This is a genomic window from Chelatococcus sp. XZ-Ab1 (genome assembly GCF_029309855.1).
GTDB classification, from domain to species: domain Bacteria; phylum Pseudomonadota; class Alphaproteobacteria; order Rhizobiales; family Beijerinckiaceae; genus Chelatococcus_A; species Chelatococcus_A sambhunathii.
On record NZ_JARKII010000013.1, the window covers coordinates 1 to 21,103 of the forward strand.

Here is a 21,103-nt window from a genome sequence, read left to right on the forward strand (position 1 = left end):
CCCAATCGGGATGGTCCGCCGACCTGTCGTAGGCGCCGGGGACACCGGAAGGATGCTCGTGGGACATGGTCGCTCCTCAGAAGCGCAGGACGGCCTGCACGCGCTCGCGCACGGTGCGGCCGAATTCGATGGAGACAGGGGTTTCGGCGACCACCGGCCCGGCCGGGACGATGCCGCCTGCCGGCAGCCACCGGGCGCCGGGCGCAAAGCCGGCCGCGGGGACAGCCGAGAGAACGAAGCCGACGCTGAATGCCGTCGAGCCAAAGCCGTCGCCGAAATCGGTCATGGCCTCGACATAGAGGCGCGTGGCACCGGAAAGCTCGACCGCATATCGGTTGCTGCCGATGGCATAGATGCCGCCGGGTGCCGGCCGCACGGGCCAGCGAGCGCGCGCCCGGCGATAGCCGATGACGGCGCCGTCCGCGTCGCGGAATACGGCCCAGGCGGTGCCGGCCGGTACGGCCGCCAGCATGGCGACGGAGCGTGCGTGTTCGGCGTCCGAGGTCCAGGGCGCATCGGGCCATGGGATATCGTCCCAGCCCAGCTCGATCTCGCCCGTCGGCTCGATCCAGACGCCGAGCGCCTGCAGCTCGGCCTGGGTCATGGCGTGGTCGATGTCGTAGGGCCGGCCGAACGACCATTTGACGTCCGACTGCGGGATGCGAGCACCCGAATAGGCGCTCCAGAGCGTCTGCCCCCAGCGCGTGCGGCCCCATTCCAGCGCCCGGACGTCGTAGCCGTGATAGCCGCGCCAGAACGTGGAGCGCTTCGGCAGGGAGAGCGTGGTGACGCCGTCGATACGGATAAGGTCCGCTTCGTTGTCCCGCACCCGCTCGAGCGCGATCTGCAGCACGTTCCAGAAGCGCCGGCGCGGCGGCGCCTCGTCGAGAGCCGCGCTGTATCCGAGCCAGCCGAGCGCCCGGAATACGGAGGCCGGCGTGCCGCGGACCCGCTGCCAGTCGATGCCTTCGTCGATCAGCTCGTACAGGTTCGGAACATAGGGCTGCAGCTCGCCGAGCCCGTATTCGTAGACGAGGAACGGCAGCCAGCTCGGTGGCGGGTTGCCGAGCTTCAGCCGCCGCATGGCTGTTACATTGGCCCCGACCCGCTCATAAACGTCCGTCGATGCCGAGAGCGTACGCTCCAGCGGGGTCGAGCTGTCCGGCTGAAGGTGGGGCAGCTCCATCAGTAGTCGCGCCCCCGGTTGTTGAGCTGGATCTGCCCGATGGCGAGCGCCTCGTGCGGCTCGGCCCGCACGTCGGCGCCGGGCTGCAGGAGCTGCACCTTGTAGACACCGGTGCGCATGAGACGTGCTGTCGCCCAGGCGAGCGTCAGGTCGAAGCCGAGCCCGGTCTCCGTCATCCATGCTTCGCGCAGGGATGCCGACAGGGTGCCGAGCACCGTGTCGGGCGTATCAGGCAGCAACCAGACGTCGGCCACGATGTCGACGACGTTGAAGATGGCGGAGCGCACGACGATCGTGTCGTTGATCAGCCTCACCTCGTCGTCGTTCAACGCGGCCGAGACCTGCGCAAGAAGCGCGGCATCGGCGACGCCGCTGTTGTCGGCAGCGTAGACGGCGACGAAGATGGTCGGATCCCGGCCGACCCGATAGACGCGGGCATCCGCCACGCGCAGGGACGCGGCCAGGGCGACGCCCCGATAGCGAGGCGCGGTGCCACCGGTCGAGCGGCCCTGGATGGCGAGAATGACGCGCAGGCGAAGGCGATCGTCCAGCTCGCCCGGAAGCCGAACGACGTCATAGAAAGCGGCGAGATGGTCGAGATCGGAGCCCTTCGCAAAAGCGAGCAGGCTCGCCCGCACCGCCTCGTTGATGCGCTGGCGCACGAGCAGCTCGCGATAGGCGCCGGTCTGGAGCGCGATCGTGACCGGCTCCGACTCGAGCAGGACCGTGTTGACCGAGGGCAGCTCGGGCTTGGCGAGCCGCAGTTCCTCCCAGCGGCGCGTGAACTCCTGCGTCGCCTCGTCGAGGAGCATCTCGAACTCGAGCTCATCGATCGCCTGGGGCGGCGGGAGGGCGGCAAGGTCGATGGCGGTGATGCCCATCAGGCCGCCTCCCTCACGAGGCGCAGGCCCGTATCGGCGGCAAGCGCCACCTCGCGCTCCTCGCTCGTGCTGTAATCGCCGAGATGGCCGTTCGGATAGAAGACGCCGGTGATCTCGAAGGCGAAGACGCCATCAGCGCCGGCGCGGATCAGGCGGATCGTCCTGAGGCGAAACCCCGGCTCCCACTGGCGCAGCGCGGCCGCGATGGCAGTGTAGACGCGCATGATGTTCATGGGCGTGGCATTGCGGTCCTGCAGGTCGAGCGCGGCCGAGCCGAAGGCGCGGCGCATCACCCGCTGGCCCACGCGCGTCGTGAGGATCTTGCCGATCGACTGGACGCAATGATCCCAGCCGGTCAGCAGCTTCCCCGTCTGCGCATCCATGCCCACCCGCACGGGATCAATCCTTGCGCTTCGTGGTCGGCGTCGCCGCCGGCCGCTCGATCACGCCGGACAGCAGCTCGTATTTCGCCTCCGCCTCGGTGAGGCGCAGCTCATGGCCGACCTTCGGGCGGACGGCACCGTCGATCTTCTCGGCCGGGATCTTCCGGCCGGCGACCCACCAGCCTGCCTTGTCCGTGGTGCGGAACAGCTTCGTCTCGGACATGCGTCTCTCCTCACTCGTCGATCAGGAACCAGCCCCGCCCGGTGGTGGCGTGGCCGCAGTTGGCGAGATGGCCGGCCCGGCAGACCGGCACGCCGTCGATGCTCATCCAGGGCGATCCCTGCGCCATGATCGGAGCGGTGTGCAGCGGTACGAGCGGCAGGTGCGGCGTGACGGGGTCGCCGCGCAGCACGACGAGCTGGCCCTCGACCGAGAACCAGTCCTGCCCGCCGGCGAGCTGGGCGCCGCCGGCGACGTCAAGGGCTTTGACCGCGATCCCCGGCATCAGGCCTTCACCCCGCGGAACTGCCGCGCCGTGAGCGTGACGGCGGCATCGGTGAGCACGAAGGAGGAGGCGCCCCGCTTCAGCTCGATCCGCTCGGTCGTGACGACGAACACCGTGTCGGCGACCTGCAGCTGGATCTCGCCATCCTTGATGGCGATGGTGGCGTTGCCGATGGTGATGATCTCGCCGTGCTCCTCGGCCGAGCCGGGTGAGGGAAAATCCTCGACGTGGCCGCCGGGCAGGACACGAGAGTGCGCACCGATCTCCCCGCCGGGCGACATGACGATGGCCGGCTCGCCCTTGCCCATGCGGGTGTAACGCGAGACGCCCTGGCCGTTCTTGCCGGCCGAGGCCGCCTGGGCGAGGAACGGCGAGACGAACGGCCCGCCGGCGGCGCCTTCGTCGTCAAAACGCACCTTCACCTGGGCGCCCCTGGTCTCCTCGACCGTGCCGACCAGGAGGAGCGCCCCGAGCCGGCGCTCCAGCGCCGCGACGCGCTTGCGCAGATCCCGCTCGCCGCCGCTCATGTTCCGTCTCCCGCCGTGCGGGGCGGCTCCGGCTCCCCGTCGCCGATGGCGATGCCGTCCGGCGTCCACGGATTGCGACCGGTCTCGATCGCCGCCTGGATGGCCGGCCGCGCGATATGGACGTCGAGCAGGCGCCACTTCGCTTCCAGCAGCGCGATCGCCACGCCGTGCTTGTTGCTCTGCTCGGAGACGGCGACGAGCTGGTCGCCGATGTCGGCGGCTTGCAGCTGGCCGAGCCCGACATAGGGATCGAACATCAACTCGACCGTGCAGCGATCGAGGAGGCCGAGCGCCGCGAGGTCAGCCGACGACAGCTCGGGGTTGGCGCGCCCCTGCCGGCCGGCGACGACGACGATGGCGACGGAGACGTCGAGGTCCAGGCCGCCGTCTTCCCGCTTCACCGGTTTGCTGCGCATGAAGCACACCCGCGCGGTCGGAGCGCGTGTCGAATCGTTGACCAGGTCGGCGAGGTCGTAGCGGTCGAGCTCGACGCGCACCTCGGTGAAGACGGGCCTGTTCGCCTCGTCTCGCGCAGCACGCAGCTTGCCTGCGACGGCGGTGAGCAGTGCGGCCACGCGGCTCATTGGAAGAGCCTCCGCAGATAGCCGACGGCCGCGGCGACCAGCTCGGCGCGATCCTCGACCGACAGGCCGATGTAGGGTCGGGCCGGCATGGTGACCTTGCGGGTCATGATGAACTGGTTGCCGATGCGGAAGGCGAGCGCTCCGGCCGAGCGCGGCTTGATGGCGCCGCCGTGCTGGTGGATGGCCGCATAGACCAGGCCCGAGCCGACGATGGCCGCGTTGCCCGAGACGGCGTAGTCGATGGAGCGGGCGAGCGCGCCGGTGCGGTGGAGGATCGGCGTGCGCCGCTCGGCGTTCGGTTTCCAGGCCGAGCCGTCCGGTGCCGGCCCGCCCGAGATCAGCCGGTCGACCGTTTGTTCGCGGATGAGCCGGGCGAGCGCTTCGAGCAGCGTCTCGCTTTGAAGCGGGTTCAAACGCGCGAGAATCGCCTCGATCGTGCCGAAGCCGGAGAGGTCGAGGCGGACGATCAGCGCGCTCACAGCAGCCCCCCGCCGGTCGGCCAGCGCCGTTCGTCCGTGAAGAACGCCGCGCCGCTATCCGTCTCGGCCGAGTTCGGGCCGCCGCCGATCGAGATCTGCGCCGCCTCGAGTTCGGCGATATCGACCTTGCCGTCCGCCAGGGCCGTCAAAAAGGCGATGCGGATCTTGGCGCGCTTCTCGATCTCCTCGGACATGCGGTCGGCGGCCGGCGCCAGCTGCCAGCAGGCGAGGTCGATGGCGCACTGCTGGATGATGGCCGGGATGACCGGAAGCGGCAGCCGGTACCGCTTGCGCAGGTACGGGTCGATCATGGCGGCAGCGGCCGTGATGGCGCGGCTGACCGCGACGTCGATGTCGACGTCGGCCGGCACGAGCGTCTCAAGGTGGCGCGCGCCGTAGATCGCCTCGATGTCCTGCCGGCTCGCGTACACCGCAATACCTCCGCATTGGTGGGTGCCGGCTTTCCACCGGCTCGGCCGCTCCTCTCCCGGCTTGGTCCGCTCGATCCGCGTCGAGGCCGCGCCTACTCGGAACTCCCGCCCAGCGGCCCGGCCTTCACGCTCCGGTTTGTCCGCTGCGTTGCCCGCGGTTCCTTTCGCTCGGGATCTCAGTCTTCCTCGGGTTCGGGGTTCTTCGCCGGCCGCACAGTGAGCTGGGGGTCGGCCAGGATCGCTTCCCACTGCGCCTCGGTGAGATCGTCCAGGGCGAGCGGGGTGCCGGCATGGGCGAAGTCGATGCCGGCACGGCGCCGGCCCTCCTTGGCCACCGCCGACACGATCACATGGAGGCCCTCGGGCTTGGTCGGGCCGATGGCCTCGGCGGGCTTTTGCGCCTTCTCGGCGCCGGCCGCCGGAGCCTGCTTGCTGTTGGGTTTTGCGCTCATCGGGTTGCCTCACGGACTATCGGGGGGAGAGCTGGCCCGGCGATCAGCCGAGCCAGGGCGCCACGACCAGCTCGACGCGGCCGTAATCGAGGTTCGACTCGCCGCCCGCGAGGTTCTGTTTCTTGACGATGGCCTCCGCCTTCGAGCGGTTGCTCGGGCCGACGAGCAGGACGTCGGGCGTGATGCTGAGCGGCGCGCCGTAGTCCGCCTTGAGGAGCGTCATCGCCGTGAAGGCGGCGGCGAAGTTCGCCGGCGTGAGATCGGCCTTCGAGCCGAAAGCCGTCTGCCAGAAGCCGAAGCCGCCCGTGTTGCGGCTGTCCGCCCCGTAGATGAACTCCTTCTTCATGAAGACGTTCGGATCATCCGGGTTGTCGAGCGCTGCGAACACCGGCGCCTGCCGGTTCTGGAAGATCAGCGGCTTCAGCGCCTTCCGGGTGTCGAGCAGGAACCACGGCTCGGCGGTGCCGGCCTGGACGTTCGAGACGGAAACGAATGAGCCGTTGGCGTCGAGAACCGGATGGTCCGTGTCGAAGAAGAACTGGCCGTCGAAGCAGTTGGTGGTGAACCCTTGCTTGAACAGGCTGAAGATCAGTTCGTCCGGCTGGCGGCCTGCGGCGTCGCCGAGCATGCCCATTAGAGGGCGATAGAGGCCATATCGATCGTCGAGGATCGAGTTGCGCCCGACCGAGACCGTGTCCTCCCAGTCCTCGTTGACGAGGCGGTAGCTCGAGTCGGCAACGTTCTTGATTTGGCGCTCGCCGATCCATTTGCGCATGCCGGGGATCTGGTTGAGCCACGGGTACAGCTCCTCCGACGTGGTGGACGGCACCTCGGTCGCGAAGCGGCCCCACATGGGCTGCACTGCGCCGAGGCCCGCCTGAAAGTTGGCGCGGTAGCCCGTCGTGAGCGCCCGCAGGTTGGCCGAATTGATGTCCATGGTCCGTCCTCACGATGAAGGGTGGTTGCGGGAGGTGGATTTGAACCACCGACCTCCGGGGTATGAGCCCGGCGCGCTACCGCTGCGCTATCCCGCCGAAGCTCAGAGGGTCTCGACCCAGACGCCGGTGGGCTCGATGTCGAGCACCTTGCCGGCCCTGGACCGCGTGCCCGCCCCGTCCGTCTTGGCGACCGTCTCGTCGTCGACGACGTAGCAGTCGGCCAGCAGGTCGGCTTGGCCGATGGGATCCGCGGCGGCGTTCTTCCATTTGAAGACGCCGCGGCGAATGGTGATCGCCTTGGCGCCCGCGGCACCGTCGCTGTTGTCGACGGTTTCCTCGGCCCTGCCGGCCGCCGTCAGCTCCGCGGCGGTGGCGCCGGGGACCGCATGGCCGCCGTCGACGCACACGAGGGCGCCTTGCTGGATGACCGTGGCTGCGGCGACAGGGATGACCAGAAGATCAGGCGCACGCGTGATGGTGTTGCGGGGTTTGGCGAGGGGCATCGGGGCAGGCTCCGGTTGCGGATGGTCGCGGCGTCAGACGCGGCGGGCAGCGAGGAACGCGGCAGGCTCGATGCCGAGCTTGGCGGCGATCTCCTTCTCGGCGTCGCTGAGCTGGCCCGCGGCGCCGGTGCTGGGATCGGCCGTCGCGGTCGCGGGATCCACGCCGGGCGGAACGACCACGGGCATCGCGTCGATGGCCGCCTTCGTGGCGTCGTAGTTCGCCCTGGCGAGGGCGACATAGTGGTCGCGGGCGGCGGGGGCGATCTTGCCGGCCGTGACGGCCTCGTCGACCAGGGACGAGCAGCGGGCCGCCTCGGCGGCATCCCTGGCGGCCGCGATGGTTGCCTGCGCCTGGGCCAGCGCCGCCGCCGTCGCCTCGTGCTGTTCCTTGGGCACGTACTTGTCGGGATCGATGGCCGACAGGCGCGCGATGGCGCCCTTGGCATCGTCGAGGGTCGCGGTGTCGGCGAGGCCGAGCGCCGCCAGCAGCTCTTTCAGCATTGGGTCCTCCAGATGAGCGGATGCGACGGCCGGCATGCCGAGCGCCGGCGAGGTGACGAGGGCGGCGCCCTTGAGAAGACGGGCCGTCATGCCGTCCTCCTCGCGCCAGAAGGTGGGTGAGATGTAGCGATAACGGCGTGCCTGGAGCGCCTCGACGGCATCCGGCAGCCATTCGACACGGCCGAACAGCCCCTCGGGGCGTGCCTCGACGGCGACGATCCAGCCACGCGCCGGCTTCGCGCCGAGCATCATCGTGAACTCGGTCTCGTGGTCGAAGTCGATCGGCAGCTTCAGCCCGCCCGCCGTGAAGCCGGCGGCCAGCCGCTCGGGATCGAACGCAAAGACCCGTCCGTCCCGCGCCGTGACGCGACCGCGCGGCGTGAGCTGGATCCACTCCGGCAGCGTGACCTCGCCGTCCGCGGCGGCGGTGACCACCTCGAAGGCCACACCGCCGGCGATCAGGTCGGCCGGGAGAATTTCGTCACGGGGGGTTGCAGTTCGCTTCGGCATGAGGGCACCATGGCGAAGCTGGCGGAACACAAGGCCCCGGACGCACGTCCGGGGCGTTTGCTATCCGGTTCGCCCGATGTTACCTTTCCGAAGCGGTCGAGCCATGGAGTGCCGTCCAGGTGACGTGTAGGGGTGCCGACCTACCGACCGCTTATCCCTCTTTCCCCGCCGCTTTCAGAGCCTTCTGAAAGGCATCTTCGCGACCGCGGTAAACGCTGTTGAGGAAGAGCTCGCCCGGAGCGCTCGCCTTCAAGGCGATCTTCCACGGGATGCCGGCAACGCGACGCCACAGCACCAGCTTCGGGCCGGTCACCACAACGTCCGGATTGTCGATGGCCTCCTGCACGATCGGCCAGAAGGCTGTCGTCTCGGGATGCTTCTCACGGATCTTCGCCGCGTCGGCGACGCTCAACGTGAGGGTGCGGCTCTTCGTGCCGAGCATCGCCGCCAGCTCGTCGCCGAGCGCGGCCACCGGCCAGCGCAGCCGCCCGGCCGGCGCCTGATCAGGCTCGAACCGGCGTCCATGGTCAAACCCTGCACCGTTCTCCGTGACATAGCGAAAAACCGGATCCGCCCGCAGGTGCCGGATCGTCTCGCGCCGGGCCTCGTCGCCCATACGGTCGAGCCGGTCGACAAGGCGGCGGCTCGCCATGCGCTCGCGCGTCCGGCCGGGGTTGCTCTCCCAGCCGGGATCGATACCGGCCGGGACAAGGCGCGACTCTCCGGTGGCGGGATTGGTCCAAGGCTGGAGATTGATGGGCGGGCGCTCGGTCGAGGCGCCTTCGCGCGGCGCGGCCCGGCTTCGGACCCGGCATTTGCAGCGCCAGCCGTTGGGCGGGTAGTGCGTGGCCCACCAGCTGTCATCGACCGGCAGCGTGGTGCCGACCCACGAGAGGTGCAGCGGTCGCTTCCGCTCCGACAACGAGGTCATGTATTCGAGATACGGCAGCACGTCCTTGGTGCGCTGGATGCGGATCCAGTCGCCCGCCGCCTCGGCCGAGCGGATGTTGGCGTCGTAGATGAGGGACAGGCGCCGCACCGAACCGAGCTGCGCCTTCACCAGTTGCCCGGTGCGTGGATCGCGCACGCGCCTTTCGCCCCACCAGCCCTTGGCGCGCAACGTCGGCTCGAGCTGCGCACGGAACTGCTCGAAGGGGATGCGGTCGACCACAGCCTGCCGCGTGGCCGCCCTGATATCGTCCAGGACGTCGAAGCCGGCCGTGCGGGCAACGGTATAGCCGAGGGCGTGCTCGCGCGGCGACCACTCGGACCACCGAAACGACGGCCGCGAAGGTCGCCGGTCGAAATACTTGACGACCTCCTTCGGCGCCTGGTTGAACAGGTCGTCAAGCGACATGAGCGGCCCCGCCGGACAGGCGCCCACCGGCGCGCGAGGCCTTCCGGGACGGCCCGATGGGCGCGCCGGCCCGAAGAGGCGCCCCCAAGGGCTTCAAAACCCCTTTAACGGCGGCGCTGCGCCCCTCACTCCTCTCCCGCATCGCCGCGCCCCCTGCCGATCATGTTCAGGACCGCGATCCGGCGGGCGAGCCCGTCTACCGGCAGCTGCCCGTCAAGCCGGTCGAGGGAGGCGAGGAACTCGTCATAGTCGCGCGCGTCCTCGGCCGCCGCGCGGACAGCCTGCAGGATCGGATCCATGACCGGGCGCCAACCGTCCAGCTCGGCCGCGACGAGCGCGTCGATCTCGTCCTGGTCCTCACCGCCGTCCGCCTGCAGCCGCGCCGGGCCACAGGCCGGGCACACGCGCGGATCGAGACGGTAGCGGGACGGCATAGCCCCGCGCCCGGGCGGGGCGTCCCCATCCACAGACGGGCGCGCTCCCGCGCCCCCTATGGCGCTGGCCTTCTCAACCGGCACCTGCGGGGCAGCGCGAGCCTGTCCGGCCGTGAGCAGCTTGGCGCCCTTGGCCGGCTCCTTGAGGCCGAGCACGTCGTAGACCTGAGACTGCTCGACTTCGAGCCCCCGATCGACGAGCGAGGTCACCGCATTCGACCAGACCTGCAAATCCTTCCGCTCGGGGATCGGGAAGTGCACCTTGGGATAGGCTACCTGCGGCCCGAAGTTGAGCTGCACCACGGGGATGATGAGCTGCTGCATGAGCGTCAGCTGCAGATCCCGCGTGTCGGAGCGCTTGATGTCGATGCGGACCTTGTCGAGCGTCTCCTCGCCGGCACGGGACGAGGCGGTGCCGTCGCCGGGCTTGCCGATGATCAGCTTCGACATTTGCTCGTCGATGAAACGCGCGTGACCCTCGAACGGCCGGTCGGAAAAACCCTTCGGCTCCACGAACTCGATGTTCATGCCCTCGGGAACGATGGCGGCGGCATCGCGGCCGAGGCGTCGCACTGCGGCGAGCAGGACGGCGCGGTCGTCCTTCGACGAGCCCGGCCCGTATTTCCCGAGGCGCAGCGGCATGCCGTAGACTTCGAGGAACTGCGCCCAGTCCCGCATGCTGAAGCTCTTGAACATGAACGCCCAGGCCGCGATGCGCGCGAGCCCGTTGCGCGCCGGCAGGCCCATCTTCAGGAGCGGAACGTGCGTGAGGTACTTCAGCGGCGTGAGCGGCCGGCCGTCCGGTTCGGCCTGGATGCGCAGGCGAAACGCGCGCCGGGTCTCGCGGTCGAAGTGGAACAGGCGCGGGTCGCGCCAGATGAACCGCTCCGGCACCCAGCGGTTGCCCGTCCGCCAGACCATCTCGACGACGGAATAGCCCTTGGCGAGACCGTCGACGAGCATGTCGGGCAGTTGCTGGAAGGTCGGCGTCTCGACCAACTCGTTGCGCAGGAAGTCGGCGATCTCGACGTCGCGGGCGTTCTCGCTTGCCGGGTCGACCTGGACGTTGAGCGATGTGACGCCGTTCTTCCGGGTCTCCAGCACGTAGCGATAGTGCAGCTCGCGCTCCTCCATCTCCTCGGCGAGGGTCAGGAAGTCGTACATGTCGCCGGCGGCGGCATCGCGCAGGGACGACGCCAGCCGGGCGGGCGTCAGGCCGGAGGCGACGGTCTCGTCGAACCTGTGCTGGATGCCGGTGACGCTCGGCACGGCCTCCTCGCGCTCGAGTTCGCGCCGACTGCGGATAGGGACGCCGGTCCAGTCGACCAGCCCGGGTTTGTCAGCCATCACCGCACCTCACCAAAGGCCGTCATTGCGGCCCGGCATCATGTTGTCGCGATAGGAATCGACCGGGCGCAGCCGCCGGCGCCGCTCGTACTCCGCGTCTGCGCCAGGCTGGGCGCTCTCGTAGCCGTAGGCCTCGAACGGCTGGCGCGTCGCCGAATAGGCGAGCACGATGGCGATGCCGGCGTCGCCGTGCCGCGTGCCGCCCGTGGCCGTGGTGGTACGCAGGGCGGGCAAGGTCGCGATGCCTTTGATGACCTTGAAGGCGCGCAGGTCCGCCGACACCTCGGCATCCTTCGGAACGGCGATCATGTCGTCTTCAAAGGCCGCTTTAACCGGCGGCATCTCGACCCGGTACCATTCGGTCGAGAACTTCACCTCGACCATGCGCTGCCCGAATTTCTGCATGCCGCTCTCGGCGAGGCTGGCGCCGATGCCGGTGGCGTCCGTCCGGCCGCCGATGAAGCGCGGCAGGCCAGCGACGAGGGCGTCGCGGATCTGCTCCTGCTGCTGGAAGGGCACGCGCTGCAGCTCGACCATGAACGGCACCACGCGGCGCATCAGCCGGCTGATCTGCATCGGGCACATCACCGTGAGGTCGCGGTGGCGGCCGACGTCCATGCCGAACCCGGTCATCAGCGTCGGATCGAGCGTCGCCCGCATGACGGGCAGCAGCTCCTCCTCGATCCAGCGCTGCACCGTCGCCTTGCGGATGTGCTCCGGTTCCAGGGCAAACGACTCGGGGAACGACAGCCGCAGGATCGGCGCATCCACCATGCGCGCCTCGATCAGGGGCGACGGCAGCCACGCGCCCGAGCCCTGGCTCGGGATGCAGTACAGCTCCTCGTCGGCCCCATCGCGATAGTCGCTGACGAGCTTCTCGCGCCAGTCCGCCTCCTTCTCCGGGGTCCACTCGCCGTGCTTGTGCGAATTGACAAGGCACATGCGCTCGAACAGCCCGTCGCGAAGCGCATCGTCGAGGTCGAAGCGCACCAGGCCGTAATTGACGCGGCCGGCGCGGATATCGGTGATGACCTGGTTGAACGGATTGTCGGCGCCGTTGTGGGTGCTGATGACCAGCACCTTGCCGCCCCACATGAGGAAAGCCATCGCGGCCTTCAGCAACTCGGCGAGGTTGTCGACGAAGGCGGCCTCGTCGAGGATGGCGAAGCCCTGCCGGCCGCGCAGGGAACGCGGCTTCGACGACAGGGCGACGATGGAGAAGCCCGACGCGAAATCGATCTTGAGCGCCTGGATGCCCTTCTCGGACCCGTCGTCGAAGATCGTCTCCGAGATGCCGGCGCAGACCTTTTCGAACAGGCGCGCCCACATGGCGGCGGCGTCGATGAACTCCTTCGCCATGTCATGGGACGTTCCCATGTACAGGGTGTCCATGCCGCCGTTATTGCGCGGGCTCGCCGAGCGCAGGACGGCGTCGGCTGCCGCGCCCCAGGTGGCGCCCGTGCGGCGGCTCTTCTCGACGAACACGACGTCGTACTGCTCGCACGCCAGGACGATGCGGGCCTGATAGCCGAGCAGGACCGTGGTCTCGCGCCAGTCGGCCGCGGTGGCGCGGCCCTGCTGGGTGCGGATGAATACCCACTCGTCGCGTGTCGGCCGCGCCGTGATGTCGGCAGTCGCGGCGGTGATGGCGATCGAAGCGGCAGCGGCCGTCGCGATCCCGTCGCGCAGGCCTTTGCGGATCGCCTTGCCGGCGGCCTTGAGGATGTCCCCGTCAGCCATCGCGGACCCCGAACAACTCGCGCTTGAAGTCCTCCTTCGCTTCCGGGCTGAGCCCCTTGAAGGCGCCGACCTTGTCGACGGCATCGTCGACCTTCTTGCGGAAGTCCTTCTCGATGATCTTGCGGGTGTCGGCCGAGATCTTCTTCGCGCGCTCGGCCGAGGCGACGGCGGTGGCGAGGTTCGCCACCATCTCGGCCGTGAGCGGCGTCGCCTTCAGGTTGCCGGCGTTTTCGAGCAGCTCGAACACGAGGCTCTTGATTGTCTCGCTGACGAGCAGCGTCAGTTTCTCGTCGCCGCCATCCTCGAACTTCGTGGCAAGGGCGCTGGCGATCTCACGCACCTCGCCCAGGCGGTGCGCCATGCGCGCGGTGCGTACGGCCGCCCGGTTGAAGGCCGAGGAGCTGATCGGGTCGATGCCCTTGAGCTTCAGCCGCAGGTTGAGCTGCTCGCGGATCTCCTCCTGGGTCATCTTGCGCTCGCGCAGCTGCGCGAACGCCCAGGCAACATCCTCTTCGGCTTCGGGCGGAAGAAGGTCGATCGACGAAAGGCGGCCGCGTCCGCGCGCCATGATCAGGCCTCCGGCGAGGGGCGCTTGACGCCCTCGATCACGATGCGCCGGGCGACATGGTCGGCGCCCTTGGAGGTGAGGCTCGCCACCCGCACGGTGCCGGCCTCGACGACGGCCACCGCGCCGAGATCGGCGAGCCAGCGCAGCTCCTCGTGCACCCACTCGCGGGTCTTGGTGATGCCGAACGACTCGAGGGCGAGGCGCAGCAGCTCGCTGTTGAGGCGCCGGTCCGCCTGCTCGTCGAGCGCGCGCAGGATGATGAGGCGCGCCTCCTCACGGATGAGCCGGTCCATCAGGTTCATGATCTGCCCTTCGCCTGTTCGAGGAAGAGTTCCTGCAGCCGCCGGCTGATTTCGGCGACGGGCTTGAGGCGCTCGGCCAGCACGCTGATGTCGCCCTGCATCTCCTTGATGGCCAGCTCCATGCGGTGGGAGACGTCCTTGTCGGGCAGGTGGCGCATCTCACCTTCCAGGGTGATGAGCCGGTCCTCGATGTCGTCGATGCGCTTGTTGCTCGCGGCCAGCTGGTCGCGCGTCACGAACTTCGACGAGAGCAGGATCACCGCGATCGAGCCGAGGAGCGCCAGCGCCCCGCCGTAGGCCTGGATGAACGTCATCAGCTCGCTCACGGGGAGGCGCTCCCGTCGACAGCGGCGACGGCCGCGGCGCGCCGTTGCTCGCAAGCGCGCAGCTCGGCACGGTCGCGGCCCCACCAGCGCGTCACCTCGGCCGAGGTGATGCCGCGGTCGGGCAGCGGCACCGGCGCCGGGCACGGCTCGCGCACGGCGGGCGGCAGGCTTGGCCGCACCAGCTCCGTCCGGATCACGGGATCACCGGGCGCCGTTGAGCAGCCGGACGCGATCGCGCCCCAGGCCGCCATCATCGCCACCAGCAAGGGCCGCATTTGCCTCCTCCAGCTCCTTCAAATCCGCTTCGAACTGCTGTTTCGCGTCGCGCAGAGACTTCTCGGCCTGCATGGCTGCCTCGACCTGCTGCAGGCGCATGGCCGCGACCTTTGCGTTGGACGCTTCGATCTCGGCCCGCCAATGCGCATCCCGCGCCGCGCGCGCCTGCGTCGCCGCGTCGTTGACCAGGCGCTCGATCGCGGCCGTCGCCCGCCACGCGCCGAGGCCGGCGACAGCGAGGAGCGCCGCAACCGCGAGGGCGATGGCGCCCGCCCGGCCGAGGCGCTGCGCGAAATAGGTGCCGATGGCGGCGATCATGGCTGTTGCTCCCGGTCGTGGCGGCCGAAGTCGATCCTGTCGTCGCGGTCGTAGGGCGGCCGGCCGCGCCGGCCGGCGCCCAGCTGGCCGCGCAGGTCGAGATGGCCGACGCCCTGGTAGACGCCGAGGGTCGCGGCGATCAGCATCATCATGGGCGGCACCACGGCCTCGGCCATGCGATCGCCGAGCCACATCGCCCAGGCGATGCACGTCCACGCCGGCACGAGCGTGCCGATCGTCAGCCCGCGCGTGAAATGGCGCTTCGGCTTGATGAGCCCTTCGCTCATGCGTCGCCACCGTGACGCTGCAGGAAGAGCGCATCCGCGATCGCGCGGCGGGTCACCGCATCGACGATGCCGGTGGCGGAGAGGTTCGCCCTTCGCTGGAAAGCCGCCACGACGGACGCGGTGCGCGGGCCGAACTGTCCGTCGATACCGATCTCGATGCCGAGCTCGACCATCTCGGCCTGGAGCAGGCGGACGTCGACACCGACACAGCCCGATCGCAAGGTGCGCACGGGCAGCTCGCCGGGCAGGAAGATGGCACGGGCAATGGCAGTGAGCTGGCGGCGATCGTCGAGCCCATTGGTGCCACCGTTGATGCGGCGCGTGACCGCGAGGACGTCGTCGGCATCCGCGGCCTCGCGACAGCCGGCCTCCGCGAAGAACGCCGCCGCCAGCCGGAACGCGATGCCGGGCTCGGCCGCGAGGTCCGGGTCCTCTTCGAGGTCCACACCGATCCTGCGGCCGTAGTGGCGGTAGTTGGCCCGGCCGGTGAGGCCGATGAGCCCGCGCCCGCGGAACGCCCAGCCGTCGTCGGGATCCACATTGCCCATCCGGCCGCCGTAGACGCGGTTCGCAAGCGCCCGCGGATTGCGGGCGAAGGGCGTGGCCGACGCGAGGGTCGGAAAGCGCTTGGGCCACACTTCCATGAGGCGCGGTGCGCTGTAGCTGAGGTCTTCCTCCAGCCGCGTGAGGCCGCGGCTCTCGTGTGCCGTCTGCGGCAGGAAGTGCGCCAGCCGCAGCGGGGTGTCGATGCGCGTGCTGGTCAGCACATGGGCGCCGTCGCGCACCACGACGGCGACGACGTCGTCGCGGGCGTTCGGCGCAATGGCCCTGATCTGGCTCTCGTGAATCACGTCGCCCCCGGCTTGAGTTCGGATGTCTCGACGAGGCCTGATTGACAGAGCGTCCGGCCTCGGGATGATGGAGACGATCCCGAAAACGGTGCTGGAAGCGGCCCCGGACGCGTGTCCGGACACGCTATGGTGGTGGGCTATCGCCGTGCCGTATACATGATTGGCCAGTGGCGTTTTCCTGACCGGCCGACTGCGGGGCGACGATGGATCAAGTTACGACGACATTTTCACTTGGCAGCGTAATCGGACTGCTGCTCTCAACCAGCGTTGTGACTGCGGTTATCAACCAGGGGCTCGGCTGGCTCCGCGATGCGCGGCGCGACCGGGCGAGCAATTTGGGCGCAGCTCGACATCAAGCCGCACATTTGGCAACGGCATTAGAGGCCTATGCCTTCGATTGTGAGTATTCGATCGCTGAGCTGGAGATGTGGGAATCGTCCAGAGGAGCGGCCGGCAGCCTGATAGACGACCTGCCAGAGCTTCCAGTTCTTCCTCATGCCGACTGGAAAGCTCTGGATGCCGGCATTGTGAGTGAGTATTTGACATTGTTCAGCGAGCTTAGGTCAATCAATCGAGGTGTCTCCTTTGCTCAAAACGTCATGGTCGAAGGCGATATATACGGCCGTGATGGTATTATGGCAAATGCGCTCGGCTCGATGGGGTATAAAGCGCTAAGAATAGCCATGCTCGCACGAAAAAAATATAAACTCCCCAGCTTCAAGGTGCGCGGCTTCGTCATCGATAGACTTAAGAGAAACTATGAAGCGGCCCAAACAAGATTTAGGCCTGAGAGTTAGCGCGTCTAGTGCTCGCTCAAAAATCAAAACAACGAGCCCTGCTCGCTGTCGGCCTCGCGGGCGCGGGATCGGAAACGCCGCGCCGAGCGGTTTGTGACCCCGGCCGCGCGGGCGATCTCGTTTGCTGACGCGCCGGTCGCCATGGCCTCTGCCATCGCTCGTGCCCGACGTCGACGCTCGGCGAGGTAGGAGCCAGTGGGGCCGAGTGGGACCGTCACCTTCAGCCGCGCCCGCCCGCTGCAGAAATGATCGCTGATGAGGCGCGCCTTCTCCATGCCGACTGCCTGGACGAGCCAGTTGTCGGGCTTGAGCCGCGCCACGATGAACACCTCCTGGCCGCCCTTCACCTCGGCAATCGCGAGGGCGGCGCTGATGCCGGCGACCTCCGCAATCTCCGACAACAGCTGAGGCAGGTCCGGCCAGCCGGGACGTGTCATGCCGCCTCCTGGTCGAACTTGCCCGCCTCGTTGCCCCACGCCGACCAGCCCGGCCGGCTCTGACGCGAGAACAGGTCGAGCTTTCCGATGGCCGGCACATGCGCGTCGACGAGGCGGTAGAACTCCTCGGGCTTGCGGGAGTGCTGGCGGGCAACGCCTGCGAAATAGCTCGGAAACGGCCGGTGGGCCGGCGAGCCCATGACGCCGAGGAGGACCGGCTCGTGCATGGTGCGCACCCGGTAGCCGGTGCCCATGCGTGTCTTGCCGTTGCGCGTGACCTTGTGCCAGACGATCTCGGATACGAACCGAAAACCCCACGCCTGCATGACGCTGAGCGCCTGCGGTAACATGCATCCTGTCGCCCACAAGAGCAGCAGGCAGTCGCCGCGGGCGAGTTGACCGACCGGCAGGCGCTCGATCTCGTCGAGCGACATGACGCAATAATGCGGATCCGCACCCTTCTTCGTGCCGGCCTGTGACCAGTTCTCGAAGTCCCAGGGCGGATCGGCGACGATCACATCCATGGACAGGGGACGAAGCTCTCCAAACGGCCAGCTCATTTGCGCCCCCTGCGCCGGCGGATCAGACGACCGTATTCCGCGATGGTGGCGTCCAGTTGCTCGGCGGCGACATTGACGACAGGCAATTCGAGATCGGCACAGCCGGCGAGGAGGCGCGCCTGGGCGCGCAGCACGGCGCGCTTGGCACCGATCACGTCCGAGCGATCCCCCGGCCAAGCAACGCGGGCCTCGCGGGCGAGCCACGCCTTGAGGGCTTCAATGGCCTTTGAAGCCTCCTTCGGATCCGTGAGAAAGCGGGTGTGCGTCACCCCCGTCTGCCGCTGGACGAAGGCGAGCAGCGCCCGGTCATCCCGCTCGGCAACGACGCCGAGTTGCCAGCCGGAGATCCACAGCGCCCGCAGCTTGCCAGCGTAGATGCCGGAGACCGTCGCGGCTGGGGAGCGGCGCGGGGCGCGGGCATTCAGCTCGTCGATCAGACGGGCCGCGGCCGTGCGGCTCAACTCGGTGGTGGAGAAGACGCCGGCGCGCGAATCGAGCCACGCGCGATAGTCCTCATCTGTCATGCCGGCCTTGCGGCGGGCCGCTTGGAGCGCGCAGATCTGCGCGGGCGTCACGCGTTCGTTCGAAGGGGCGACTTTCGTCATGGCAATGGCCTCGCATTGAGGGCGACCTCGGCTGCGACGAGCTGGAGGGTCAGCTGCTCGAGTCGCGCCTGCAGGACGATCCGGCGGTGGCAATGGAGAGGGAGGCGGGCAACGCGCTGCCGCAGCTGCTCGCGCTCGAAGCGCATCTGTTCGATCTGCCGCAGCTCATCCCACACGAGCAACGGCGGCGGTGCGGAGGGGCGAGCGGCAGCGCGGGGCATCAGGCCGGCTCCTGGGGCGGATACGCCCGGTTCCAGGCCTCGTCGGCTCGTTGCTCGCATCGCTCGTAGGCGCGCCAATGCCGGGCCATCGCCTCGTTGGCTTTCACGTAAGCGGAGTCGGCGGCAAGGCGCGTGCGGGCAGATCGGGCCGTTGAACGCTTGTCATGCGCAGCGTTCCGCCGGTTGCCGGCCTCTACATAGCGGTCGAACTCCTTACTCGCTCGCCGGCGGAATGCCTGAGATCGTGCCCACCAGAGATCGGCCTCCCTCACGAGCCAAGGGTTGGCCTCGACCAGCATGTCGAAAAGGATGCTTCGCTCCTCCTGGTCGAGGTCGGCGAGGGTGACGGTCGACATGATCATGTCAGCAGCCCCGCAATATCGGATCGAGCAGTGCCGTCGAGCCCGGCGGCAACATCGACCGTGCGGCCCGCCCGATAGCCCGCGGCTATCGCCTCGTGCCGACTGCGACCCCGTGCCTTACCGATTGGCTTCACGTCACGCAGTCGCGCGCCCTGCGCCCGCAGGGCCTCGTCGAGGGGCGCGCGGCGCGCTTCGACCAATGCCCAGCTTCGCGCTTCGCCCGAGGGGGTGATCCGGCGCCAGAGCCCCTCAACCACCTTTCTCGTGATGGCTTCCCCCAAGCCTTCGCTGAAGGCGCGCACCGCGTCAGCGCGAGTCTTCGGCTTCCGGCGCTTGCGATACGCTTCGGAACGCCGGAACTCGGCAATCGCTGTCTCGCAGGCGCGGCGGATCACCTCATGCACGTATTCGGCGACTAAGACGTCGGATGAGCGGCCGAAGTAGCAAAACTGCCAACGGTTTCCGCTCCGCTTCAGGTAGCCCTTGCAATCCGCGAATAGCGCCACCGCTTGCCACACCTTGTCGAGAGGCGTACGGCGCGCTCCCAACGCCACTGACAGTTCCTCAAAGGTCGGCGCATCCAGATCGACCTCGGCGAGATTATTGGCGGCGAGCAGCTCAGCCGCTTTCTCGGCCGCGGCGAGCGCCTCGGCTTCAGTGCACCCATTCGCGGTGGTCATATTGCGCAAGGCCTGAAGGCGGGCGCGGATTTTCACGAGATCGGCTTTCATGCCCCACCTCCGGCGGCTTCATCGATCAGCCGGACGGCTTTGAGCCCTCTTTCGGTGATGGAAGCGGCGCCGCAGCATCCGCCATCGTCCCTCTTCGCGAGCCACTGGTTCTCCAGCGCCTCGATCGTCCTGTTGCGGATCACCGCGCCATCGGCCTCATAGCCGATGCGGTTGCGAAGGAGCCTGCGTCTGGCAAGCGCGCGCAGCGCAATGACCTGAGCATCGGAGAGGCGCGGCTCGCCATAGAGACAGCGGCGCTTGTCGAGACGTTCCTTCATGACTCACATCCCCAATGCCTGCATGTAGAGTTCGAGGATGGCTTCCTCTTCCTGCCGTTCCTCGGGCGAGCGCTTGCGCATGGCGATCAGCTTTCGGATGGCGGCAGCATCGAAGCCGCGGCCCTTGGCCTCGCCGTAGATCTCCTTGATGTCGCCGGCGATGGCGGCCCGCTCTTCCTCCAACCGCTCGATGCGCTCGATCAACTGCTTCAGCTCCTCAGCGGCCACGCCGCTGTCTGCAACGTCGCTGGTCACTCCGGTGCCTCCTGTTCGCTGATGAGTTGCTTGAGCCGGGCTTTGGCATCGCCGGACAGGTAGAACTCGCCGCCGCGCCGGTTGAGGATGTCGAAGCCGAGTGCCTGCACGCGCGCCCGCATCCTTGAGATGAAGACGTCGATGATCTTCTCGTCCCGCTCGTCCTCGCCCTTGGCAGGGTCATGCGTGGCGACGAGGAGGCCGTAGCGATTGACCTGTTCGCGCCGGAGCAGCACCTCCAAGATGGCGGCCTCGGCCGGGGCGAACGACTGGCCCCCGATCCGTCGCGGAAAGGTCGGGGTCAGCCCGAGAAGGGCGCGCATGTGCGTGTCCTCTTCGCCCCGGCCGGCGAGGGCGGAGCGCTCCGGCGGCGGATCGCCCATCAGCTCGGCCGTCACCGTCTCGGCCGGGCGCCGCACCGGGGGCCGGGGCAGACGCGGCAGTTCCGCCGGCGCCAGCGGCTTCGGCGTCGCCGGGACAGGGGCGGACCGCAGGAACGCTTGCGGCATCTCCACGAGGATCTGCCTGCCTATCGCATCGACGTAGAACTCCGGCTCCGCAGGCTCGCTGCCGGCAAACACCCCCGGTGGCAACGGGCAGCGAATTAGGCGCCTGTCGCCCCTGCCGGACGGGACCGCCTCATATGCCCCGCGATCGTCCGCCTTGACCCGTAGCAGTCCCTTCGCTGCCGCGAACTGGATCGCGAAGCGGCCACCGCCGATCTCGCTCTCCAGATCCGACGACATGTTGAGCTGCAGGCGTGGCGACTGGCGGTTCTTGCGGCCGAACAGCTTGACGGAGATGACGAGCGGCGCCGGCCCTGCAGGCCGCGCCGGCAAGACGTCGACGAAATCGGCGTCTGAGATGTCGCTGAAAATCGACATTGAAGCCTCCTTCACGCGGCAAGCTGGCGGGCGAGATCGAGCGCGGCTTCCGTCACGGTCAGGTGCCGGCCGGCTTTCTCCAGCGACTGGCGATGGCGCCGGGCATCGCGCCACGCCTCGCGCGCCGCCTCGGCGTCGTCGAAGACGAGCGCGGGATCGACGAGGCGCGGCATGCGGGCACCCTGGATGCGCACCTTGCAGCGCGTGCCGCCGCGATAGTCGAGGCGCGCCATGAGCCCGGCCTGCCGGATGCCCATGGCCTGGATGACGAAGACCTTCTGCATCG

At 68.6% G+C, this 21,103-nt stretch carries 34 protein-coding genes and 1 tRNA gene; 1 reads left to right on the forward strand and 34 read right to left on the reverse strand.

The genetic code is table 11. The annotated features are described in order from the left end of the window. Nucleotides 1-76 precede the first annotated feature (76 nt). From P2T65_RS17455 to P2T65_RS17570, 24 genes are all read right to left on the reverse strand, one after another. On the reverse strand, nucleotides 77-1,186 hold the full coding sequence (locus tag P2T65_RS17455) for a phage tail protein (RefSeq protein ID WP_276200360.1): 1,110 nt from the start codon (nucleotides 1,184-1,186) through the stop codon (nucleotides 77-79). Continuing rightward, nucleotides 1,186-2,067 carry a baseplate J/gp47 family protein gene (locus P2T65_RS17460; RefSeq protein WP_276200361.1) on the reverse strand — a complete coding sequence of 294 codons (882 nt, stop codon included), beginning with the start codon at nucleotides 2,065-2,067 and terminating at the stop codon, nucleotides 1,186-1,188. The genes P2T65_RS17455 and P2T65_RS17460 overlap by 1 nt, the downstream gene beginning before the upstream one ends. Then, nucleotides 2,067-2,462 carry a GPW/gp25 family protein gene (locus P2T65_RS17465; protein WP_276200362.1) on the reverse strand — a complete coding sequence of 132 codons (396 nt, stop codon included), beginning with the start codon at nucleotides 2,460-2,462 and terminating at the stop codon, nucleotides 2,067-2,069. Before P2T65_RS17465 ends, P2T65_RS17460 begins: the two co-directional genes overlap by 1 nt. 4 nt (nucleotides 2,463-2,466) lie before the next feature. After that, nucleotides 2,467-2,673 (reverse strand): hypothetical protein, encoded by a 207-nt coding sequence (locus P2T65_RS17470; protein WP_183316274.1) that lies wholly within the window; start codon nucleotides 2,671-2,673, stop codon nucleotides 2,467-2,469. Between the two features lie 10 nt (nucleotides 2,674-2,683). Then, complete coding sequence (locus P2T65_RS17475; protein ID WP_183316273.1) at nucleotides 2,684-2,956, reverse strand: PAAR domain-containing protein; 273 nt, start codon at nucleotides 2,954-2,956, stop codon at nucleotides 2,684-2,686. Further along, a complete protein-coding gene (locus tag P2T65_RS17480) occupies nucleotides 2,956-3,483 on the reverse strand; it encodes a hypothetical protein (protein ID WP_276200363.1) in 528 nt (175 codons plus the stop codon). The genes P2T65_RS17475 and P2T65_RS17480 overlap by 1 nt, the downstream gene beginning before the upstream one ends. Further along, nucleotides 3,480-4,067: a hypothetical protein gene (locus P2T65_RS17485; RefSeq protein WP_276200364.1), complete on the reverse strand. Its 588-nt coding sequence runs from the start codon at nucleotides 4,065-4,067 to the stop codon at nucleotides 3,480-3,482. Before P2T65_RS17485 ends, P2T65_RS17480 begins: the two co-directional genes overlap by 4 nt. Next, a complete protein-coding gene (locus tag P2T65_RS17490) occupies nucleotides 4,064-4,546 on the reverse strand; it encodes a phage virion morphogenesis protein (protein ID WP_276200366.1) in 483 nt (160 codons plus the stop codon). The genes P2T65_RS17485 and P2T65_RS17490 overlap by 4 nt, the downstream gene beginning before the upstream one ends. Further along, on the reverse strand, nucleotides 4,543-4,977 hold the full coding sequence (locus P2T65_RS17495; protein ID WP_183316269.1) for a DUF1320 domain-containing protein: 435 nt from the start codon (nucleotides 4,975-4,977) through the stop codon (nucleotides 4,543-4,545). The genes P2T65_RS17490 and P2T65_RS17495 overlap by 4 nt, the downstream gene beginning before the upstream one ends. Nucleotides 4,978-5,153: 176 nt before the next feature. Then, nucleotides 5,154-5,429, reverse strand: coding sequence for an HI1506-related protein (locus P2T65_RS17500; protein ID WP_276200367.1), 276 nt, complete (start codon nucleotides 5,427-5,429; stop codon nucleotides 5,154-5,156). Nucleotides 5,430-5,472: 43 nt separating this feature from the next. Next, nucleotides 5,473-6,366, reverse strand: a complete 894-nt coding sequence (locus tag P2T65_RS17505; RefSeq protein WP_183316267.1) for a Mu-like prophage major head subunit gpT family protein — start codon at nucleotides 6,364-6,366, stop codon at nucleotides 5,473-5,475. Nucleotides 6,367-6,388: 22 nt separating this feature from the next. After that, nucleotides 6,389-6,463 (reverse strand) — tRNA-Met (locus P2T65_RS17510). A 5-nt stretch (nucleotides 6,464-6,468) separates the two neighbouring features. After that, a complete protein-coding gene (locus tag P2T65_RS17515) occupies nucleotides 6,469-6,870 on the reverse strand; it encodes a hypothetical protein (RefSeq protein WP_183316266.1) in 402 nt (133 codons plus the stop codon). A gap of 33 nt (nucleotides 6,871-6,903) precedes the next feature. After that, nucleotides 6,904-7,881, reverse strand: a complete 978-nt coding sequence (locus tag P2T65_RS17520; RefSeq protein ID WP_183316265.1) for a phage protease — start codon at nucleotides 7,879-7,881, stop codon at nucleotides 6,904-6,906. 151 nt (nucleotides 7,882-8,032) lie between these two features. Continuing rightward, nucleotides 8,033-9,238, reverse strand: coding sequence for a phage minor head protein (locus tag P2T65_RS17525; protein ID WP_276200368.1), 1,206 nt, complete (start codon nucleotides 9,236-9,238; stop codon nucleotides 8,033-8,035). A 125-nt stretch (nucleotides 9,239-9,363) separates the two neighbouring features. Continuing rightward, nucleotides 9,364-11,019 (reverse strand): DUF935 domain-containing protein, encoded by a 1,656-nt coding sequence (locus P2T65_RS17530; protein WP_276200369.1) that lies wholly within the window; start codon nucleotides 11,017-11,019, stop codon nucleotides 9,364-9,366. 9 nt (nucleotides 11,020-11,028) lie between these two features. Next, nucleotides 11,029-12,759 (reverse strand): terminase family protein, encoded by a 1,731-nt coding sequence (locus P2T65_RS17535; RefSeq protein ID WP_276200370.1) that lies wholly within the window; start codon nucleotides 12,757-12,759, stop codon nucleotides 11,029-11,031. Next, nucleotides 12,752-13,327: a DUF3486 family protein gene (locus P2T65_RS17540; RefSeq protein ID WP_276200371.1), complete on the reverse strand. Its 576-nt coding sequence runs from the start codon at nucleotides 13,325-13,327 to the stop codon at nucleotides 12,752-12,754. Before P2T65_RS17540 ends, P2T65_RS17535 begins: the two co-directional genes overlap by 8 nt. 2 nt (nucleotides 13,328-13,329) lie before the next feature. Beyond that, complete coding sequence (locus tag P2T65_RS17545; RefSeq protein ID WP_183316260.1) at nucleotides 13,330-13,629, reverse strand: hypothetical protein; 300 nt, start codon at nucleotides 13,627-13,629, stop codon at nucleotides 13,330-13,332. Continuing rightward, nucleotides 13,626-13,955, reverse strand: a complete 330-nt coding sequence (locus P2T65_RS17550; protein ID WP_276200372.1) for a DUF2730 family protein — start codon at nucleotides 13,953-13,955, stop codon at nucleotides 13,626-13,628. Before P2T65_RS17550 ends, P2T65_RS17545 begins: the two co-directional genes overlap by 4 nt. Then, nucleotides 13,952-14,152 (reverse strand): hypothetical protein, encoded by a 201-nt coding sequence (locus P2T65_RS17555; protein ID WP_276200373.1) that lies wholly within the window; start codon nucleotides 14,150-14,152, stop codon nucleotides 13,952-13,954. Before P2T65_RS17555 ends, P2T65_RS17550 begins: the two co-directional genes overlap by 4 nt. Nucleotides 14,153-14,156: 4 nt before the next feature. Continuing rightward, nucleotides 14,157-14,549, reverse strand: coding sequence for a hypothetical protein (locus tag P2T65_RS17560; protein WP_276200374.1), 393 nt, complete (start codon nucleotides 14,547-14,549; stop codon nucleotides 14,157-14,159). Further along, the gene (locus P2T65_RS17565) at nucleotides 14,546-14,836 is read right to left on the reverse strand and encodes a hypothetical protein (RefSeq protein WP_276200375.1); all 291 of its coding nucleotides are present in this window, start codon (nucleotides 14,834-14,836) and stop codon (nucleotides 14,546-14,548) included. The genes P2T65_RS17560 and P2T65_RS17565 overlap by 4 nt, the downstream gene beginning before the upstream one ends. Then, on the reverse strand, nucleotides 14,833-15,687 hold the full coding sequence (locus tag P2T65_RS17570; protein WP_276200376.1) for a peptidoglycan-binding protein: 855 nt from the start codon (nucleotides 15,685-15,687) through the stop codon (nucleotides 14,833-14,835). The genes P2T65_RS17565 and P2T65_RS17570 overlap by 4 nt, the downstream gene beginning before the upstream one ends. 203 nt (nucleotides 15,688-15,890) lie before the next feature. Here P2T65_RS17570 and P2T65_RS17575 point away from each other — a divergent pair, with 203 nt between their 5' ends. Further along, the gene (locus P2T65_RS17575; protein WP_276200377.1) at nucleotides 15,891-16,484 is read left to right on the forward strand and encodes a hypothetical protein; all 594 of its coding nucleotides are present in this window, start codon (nucleotides 15,891-15,893) and stop codon (nucleotides 16,482-16,484) included. 23 nt (nucleotides 16,485-16,507) lie between these two features. On the opposite strand, the gene P2T65_RS17580 is transcribed toward P2T65_RS17575, so the two are convergent. Genes P2T65_RS17580 through P2T65_RS17625 form a run of 10 tightly spaced genes read right to left on the reverse strand, consistent with a single transcriptional unit; the run spans nucleotide 16,508 to nucleotide 21,101 of the window. Beyond that, nucleotides 16,508-16,921: a helix-turn-helix domain-containing protein gene (locus tag P2T65_RS17580; protein ID WP_276200378.1), complete on the reverse strand. Its 414-nt coding sequence runs from the start codon at nucleotides 16,919-16,921 to the stop codon at nucleotides 16,508-16,510. After that, nucleotides 16,918-17,481, reverse strand: coding sequence for an MT-A70 family methyltransferase (locus P2T65_RS17585; protein ID WP_276200379.1), 564 nt, complete (start codon nucleotides 17,479-17,481; stop codon nucleotides 16,918-16,920). The genes P2T65_RS17580 and P2T65_RS17585 overlap by 4 nt, the downstream gene beginning before the upstream one ends. Continuing rightward, nucleotides 17,478-18,086, reverse strand: a complete 609-nt coding sequence (locus P2T65_RS17590) for a regulatory protein GemA (RefSeq protein WP_276200380.1) — start codon at nucleotides 18,084-18,086, stop codon at nucleotides 17,478-17,480. The genes P2T65_RS17585 and P2T65_RS17590 overlap by 4 nt, the downstream gene beginning before the upstream one ends. Further along, nucleotides 18,083-18,307 carry a hypothetical protein gene (locus P2T65_RS17595; protein WP_276200381.1) on the reverse strand — a complete coding sequence of 75 codons (225 nt, stop codon included), beginning with the start codon at nucleotides 18,305-18,307 and terminating at the stop codon, nucleotides 18,083-18,085. The genes P2T65_RS17590 and P2T65_RS17595 overlap by 4 nt, the downstream gene beginning before the upstream one ends. Continuing rightward, entirely contained in the window at nucleotides 18,307-18,669 is a 363-nt protein-coding gene (locus tag P2T65_RS17600; protein WP_276200382.1) for a hypothetical protein, read from the reverse strand. Before P2T65_RS17600 ends, P2T65_RS17595 begins: the two co-directional genes overlap by 1 nt. Next, a complete protein-coding gene (locus tag P2T65_RS17605; protein ID WP_276200383.1) occupies nucleotides 18,666-19,400 on the reverse strand; it encodes a DUF2786 domain-containing protein in 735 nt (244 codons plus the stop codon). Before P2T65_RS17605 ends, P2T65_RS17600 begins: the two co-directional genes overlap by 4 nt. Beyond that, nucleotides 19,397-19,678, reverse strand: coding sequence for a hypothetical protein (locus P2T65_RS17610; RefSeq protein ID WP_276200384.1), 282 nt, complete (start codon nucleotides 19,676-19,678; stop codon nucleotides 19,397-19,399). Before P2T65_RS17610 ends, P2T65_RS17605 begins: the two co-directional genes overlap by 4 nt. Nucleotides 19,679-19,681: 3 nt before the next feature. Beyond that, entirely contained in the window at nucleotides 19,682-19,933 is a 252-nt protein-coding gene (locus tag P2T65_RS17615) for a GapR family DNA-binding domain-containing protein (RefSeq protein WP_276200385.1), read from the reverse strand. After that, nucleotides 19,930-20,817: a hypothetical protein gene (locus tag P2T65_RS17620; RefSeq protein WP_276200386.1), complete on the reverse strand. Its 888-nt coding sequence runs from the start codon at nucleotides 20,815-20,817 to the stop codon at nucleotides 19,930-19,932. Before P2T65_RS17620 ends, P2T65_RS17615 begins: the two co-directional genes overlap by 4 nt. Before the next feature lie 11 nt (nucleotides 20,818-20,828). Then, complete coding sequence (locus P2T65_RS17625; RefSeq protein ID WP_276200387.1) at nucleotides 20,829-21,101, reverse strand: hypothetical protein; 273 nt, start codon at nucleotides 21,099-21,101, stop codon at nucleotides 20,829-20,831. Nucleotides 21,102-21,103 lie beyond the last annotated feature (2 nt).

What these genes read in the sequence shown, in the direction of transcription:
- P2T65_RS17455 (WP_276200360.1), bottom strand. Translation starts at nt 1,186, where the DNA reads ATGGAGCTGCCCCACCTTCAGCCGGACAGCTCGACCCCGCTGGAGCGT.
- P2T65_RS17460 (WP_276200361.1), bottom strand. Translation starts at nt 2,067, where the DNA reads ATGGGCATCACCGCCATCGACCTTGCCGCCCTCCCGCCGCCCCAGGCG.
- P2T65_RS17470 (WP_183316274.1), bottom strand. Translation starts at nt 2,673, where the DNA reads ATGTCCGAGACGAAGCTGTTCCGCACCACGGACAAGGCAGGCTGGTGG.
- P2T65_RS17475 (WP_183316273.1), bottom strand. Translation starts at nt 2,956, where the DNA reads ATGCCGGGGATCGCGGTCAAAGCCCTTGACGTCGCCGGCGGCGCCCAG.
- P2T65_RS17480 (WP_276200363.1), bottom strand. Translation starts at nt 3,483, where the DNA reads ATGAGCGGCGGCGAGCGGGATCTGCGCAAGCGCGTCGCGGCGCTGGAG.
- P2T65_RS17485 (WP_276200364.1), bottom strand. Translation starts at nt 4,067, where the DNA reads ATGAGCCGCGTGGCCGCACTGCTCACCGCCGTCGCAGGCAAGCTGCGT.
- P2T65_RS17500 (WP_276200367.1), bottom strand. Translation starts at nt 5,429, where the DNA reads ATGAGCGCAAAACCCAACAGCAAGCAGGCTCCGGCGGCCGGCGCCGAG.
- P2T65_RS17505 (WP_183316267.1), bottom strand. Translation starts at nt 6,366, where the DNA reads ATGGACATCAATTCGGCCAACCTGCGGGCGCTCACGACGGGCTACCGC.
- P2T65_RS17515 (WP_183316266.1), bottom strand. Translation starts at nt 6,870, where the DNA reads ATGCCCCTCGCCAAACCCCGCAACACCATCACGCGTGCGCCTGATCTT.
- P2T65_RS17520 (WP_183316265.1), bottom strand. Translation starts at nt 7,881, where the DNA reads ATGCCGAAGCGAACTGCAACCCCCCGTGACGAAATTCTCCCGGCCGAC.
- P2T65_RS17525 (WP_276200368.1), bottom strand. Translation starts at nt 9,238, where the DNA reads ATGTCGCTTGACGACCTGTTCAACCAGGCGCCGAAGGAGGTCGTCAAG.
- P2T65_RS17530 (WP_276200369.1), bottom strand. Translation starts at nt 11,019, where the DNA reads ATGGCTGACAAACCCGGGCTGGTCGACTGGACCGGCGTCCCTATCCGC.
- P2T65_RS17535 (WP_276200370.1), bottom strand. Translation starts at nt 12,759, where the DNA reads ATGGCTGACGGGGACATCCTCAAGGCCGCCGGCAAGGCGATCCGCAAA.
- P2T65_RS17540 (WP_276200371.1), bottom strand. Translation starts at nt 13,327, where the DNA reads ATGGCGCGCGGACGCGGCCGCCTTTCGTCGATCGACCTTCTTCCGCCC.
- P2T65_RS17545 (WP_183316260.1), bottom strand. Translation starts at nt 13,629, where the DNA reads ATGAACCTGATGGACCGGCTCATCCGTGAGGAGGCGCGCCTCATCATC.
- P2T65_RS17560 (WP_276200374.1), bottom strand. Translation starts at nt 14,549, where the DNA reads ATGATCGCCGCCATCGGCACCTATTTCGCGCAGCGCCTCGGCCGGGCG.
- P2T65_RS17565 (WP_276200375.1), bottom strand. Translation starts at nt 14,836, where the DNA reads ATGAGCGAAGGGCTCATCAAGCCGAAGCGCCATTTCACGCGCGGGCTG.
- P2T65_RS17575 (WP_276200377.1), top strand. Translation starts at nt 15,891, where the DNA reads ATGGATCAAGTTACGACGACATTTTCACTTGGCAGCGTAATCGGACTG.
- P2T65_RS17580 (WP_276200378.1), bottom strand. Translation starts at nt 16,921, where the DNA reads ATGACACGTCCCGGCTGGCCGGACCTGCCTCAGCTGTTGTCGGAGATT.
- P2T65_RS17585 (WP_276200379.1), bottom strand. Translation starts at nt 17,481, where the DNA reads ATGAGCTGGCCGTTTGGAGAGCTTCGTCCCCTGTCCATGGATGTGATC.
- P2T65_RS17590 (WP_276200380.1), bottom strand. Translation starts at nt 18,086, where the DNA reads ATGACGAAAGTCGCCCCTTCGAACGAACGCGTGACGCCCGCGCAGATC.
- P2T65_RS17595 (WP_276200381.1), bottom strand. Translation starts at nt 18,307, where the DNA reads ATGCCCCGCGCTGCCGCTCGCCCCTCCGCACCGCCGCCGTTGCTCGTG.
- P2T65_RS17600 (WP_276200382.1), bottom strand. Translation starts at nt 18,669, where the DNA reads ATGATCATGTCGACCGTCACCCTCGCCGACCTCGACCAGGAGGAGCGA.
- P2T65_RS17605 (WP_276200383.1), bottom strand. Translation starts at nt 19,400, where the DNA reads ATGAAAGCCGATCTCGTGAAAATCCGCGCCCGCCTTCAGGCCTTGCGC.
- P2T65_RS17610 (WP_276200384.1), bottom strand. Translation starts at nt 19,678, where the DNA reads ATGAAGGAACGTCTCGACAAGCGCCGCTGTCTCTATGGCGAGCCGCGC.
- P2T65_RS17620 (WP_276200386.1), bottom strand. Translation starts at nt 20,817, where the DNA reads ATGTCGATTTTCAGCGACATCTCAGACGCCGATTTCGTCGACGTCTTG.
- P2T65_RS17625 (WP_276200387.1), bottom strand. Translation starts at nt 21,101, where the DNA reads ATGCAGAAGGTCTTCGTCATCCAGGCCATGGGCATCCGGCAGGCCGGG.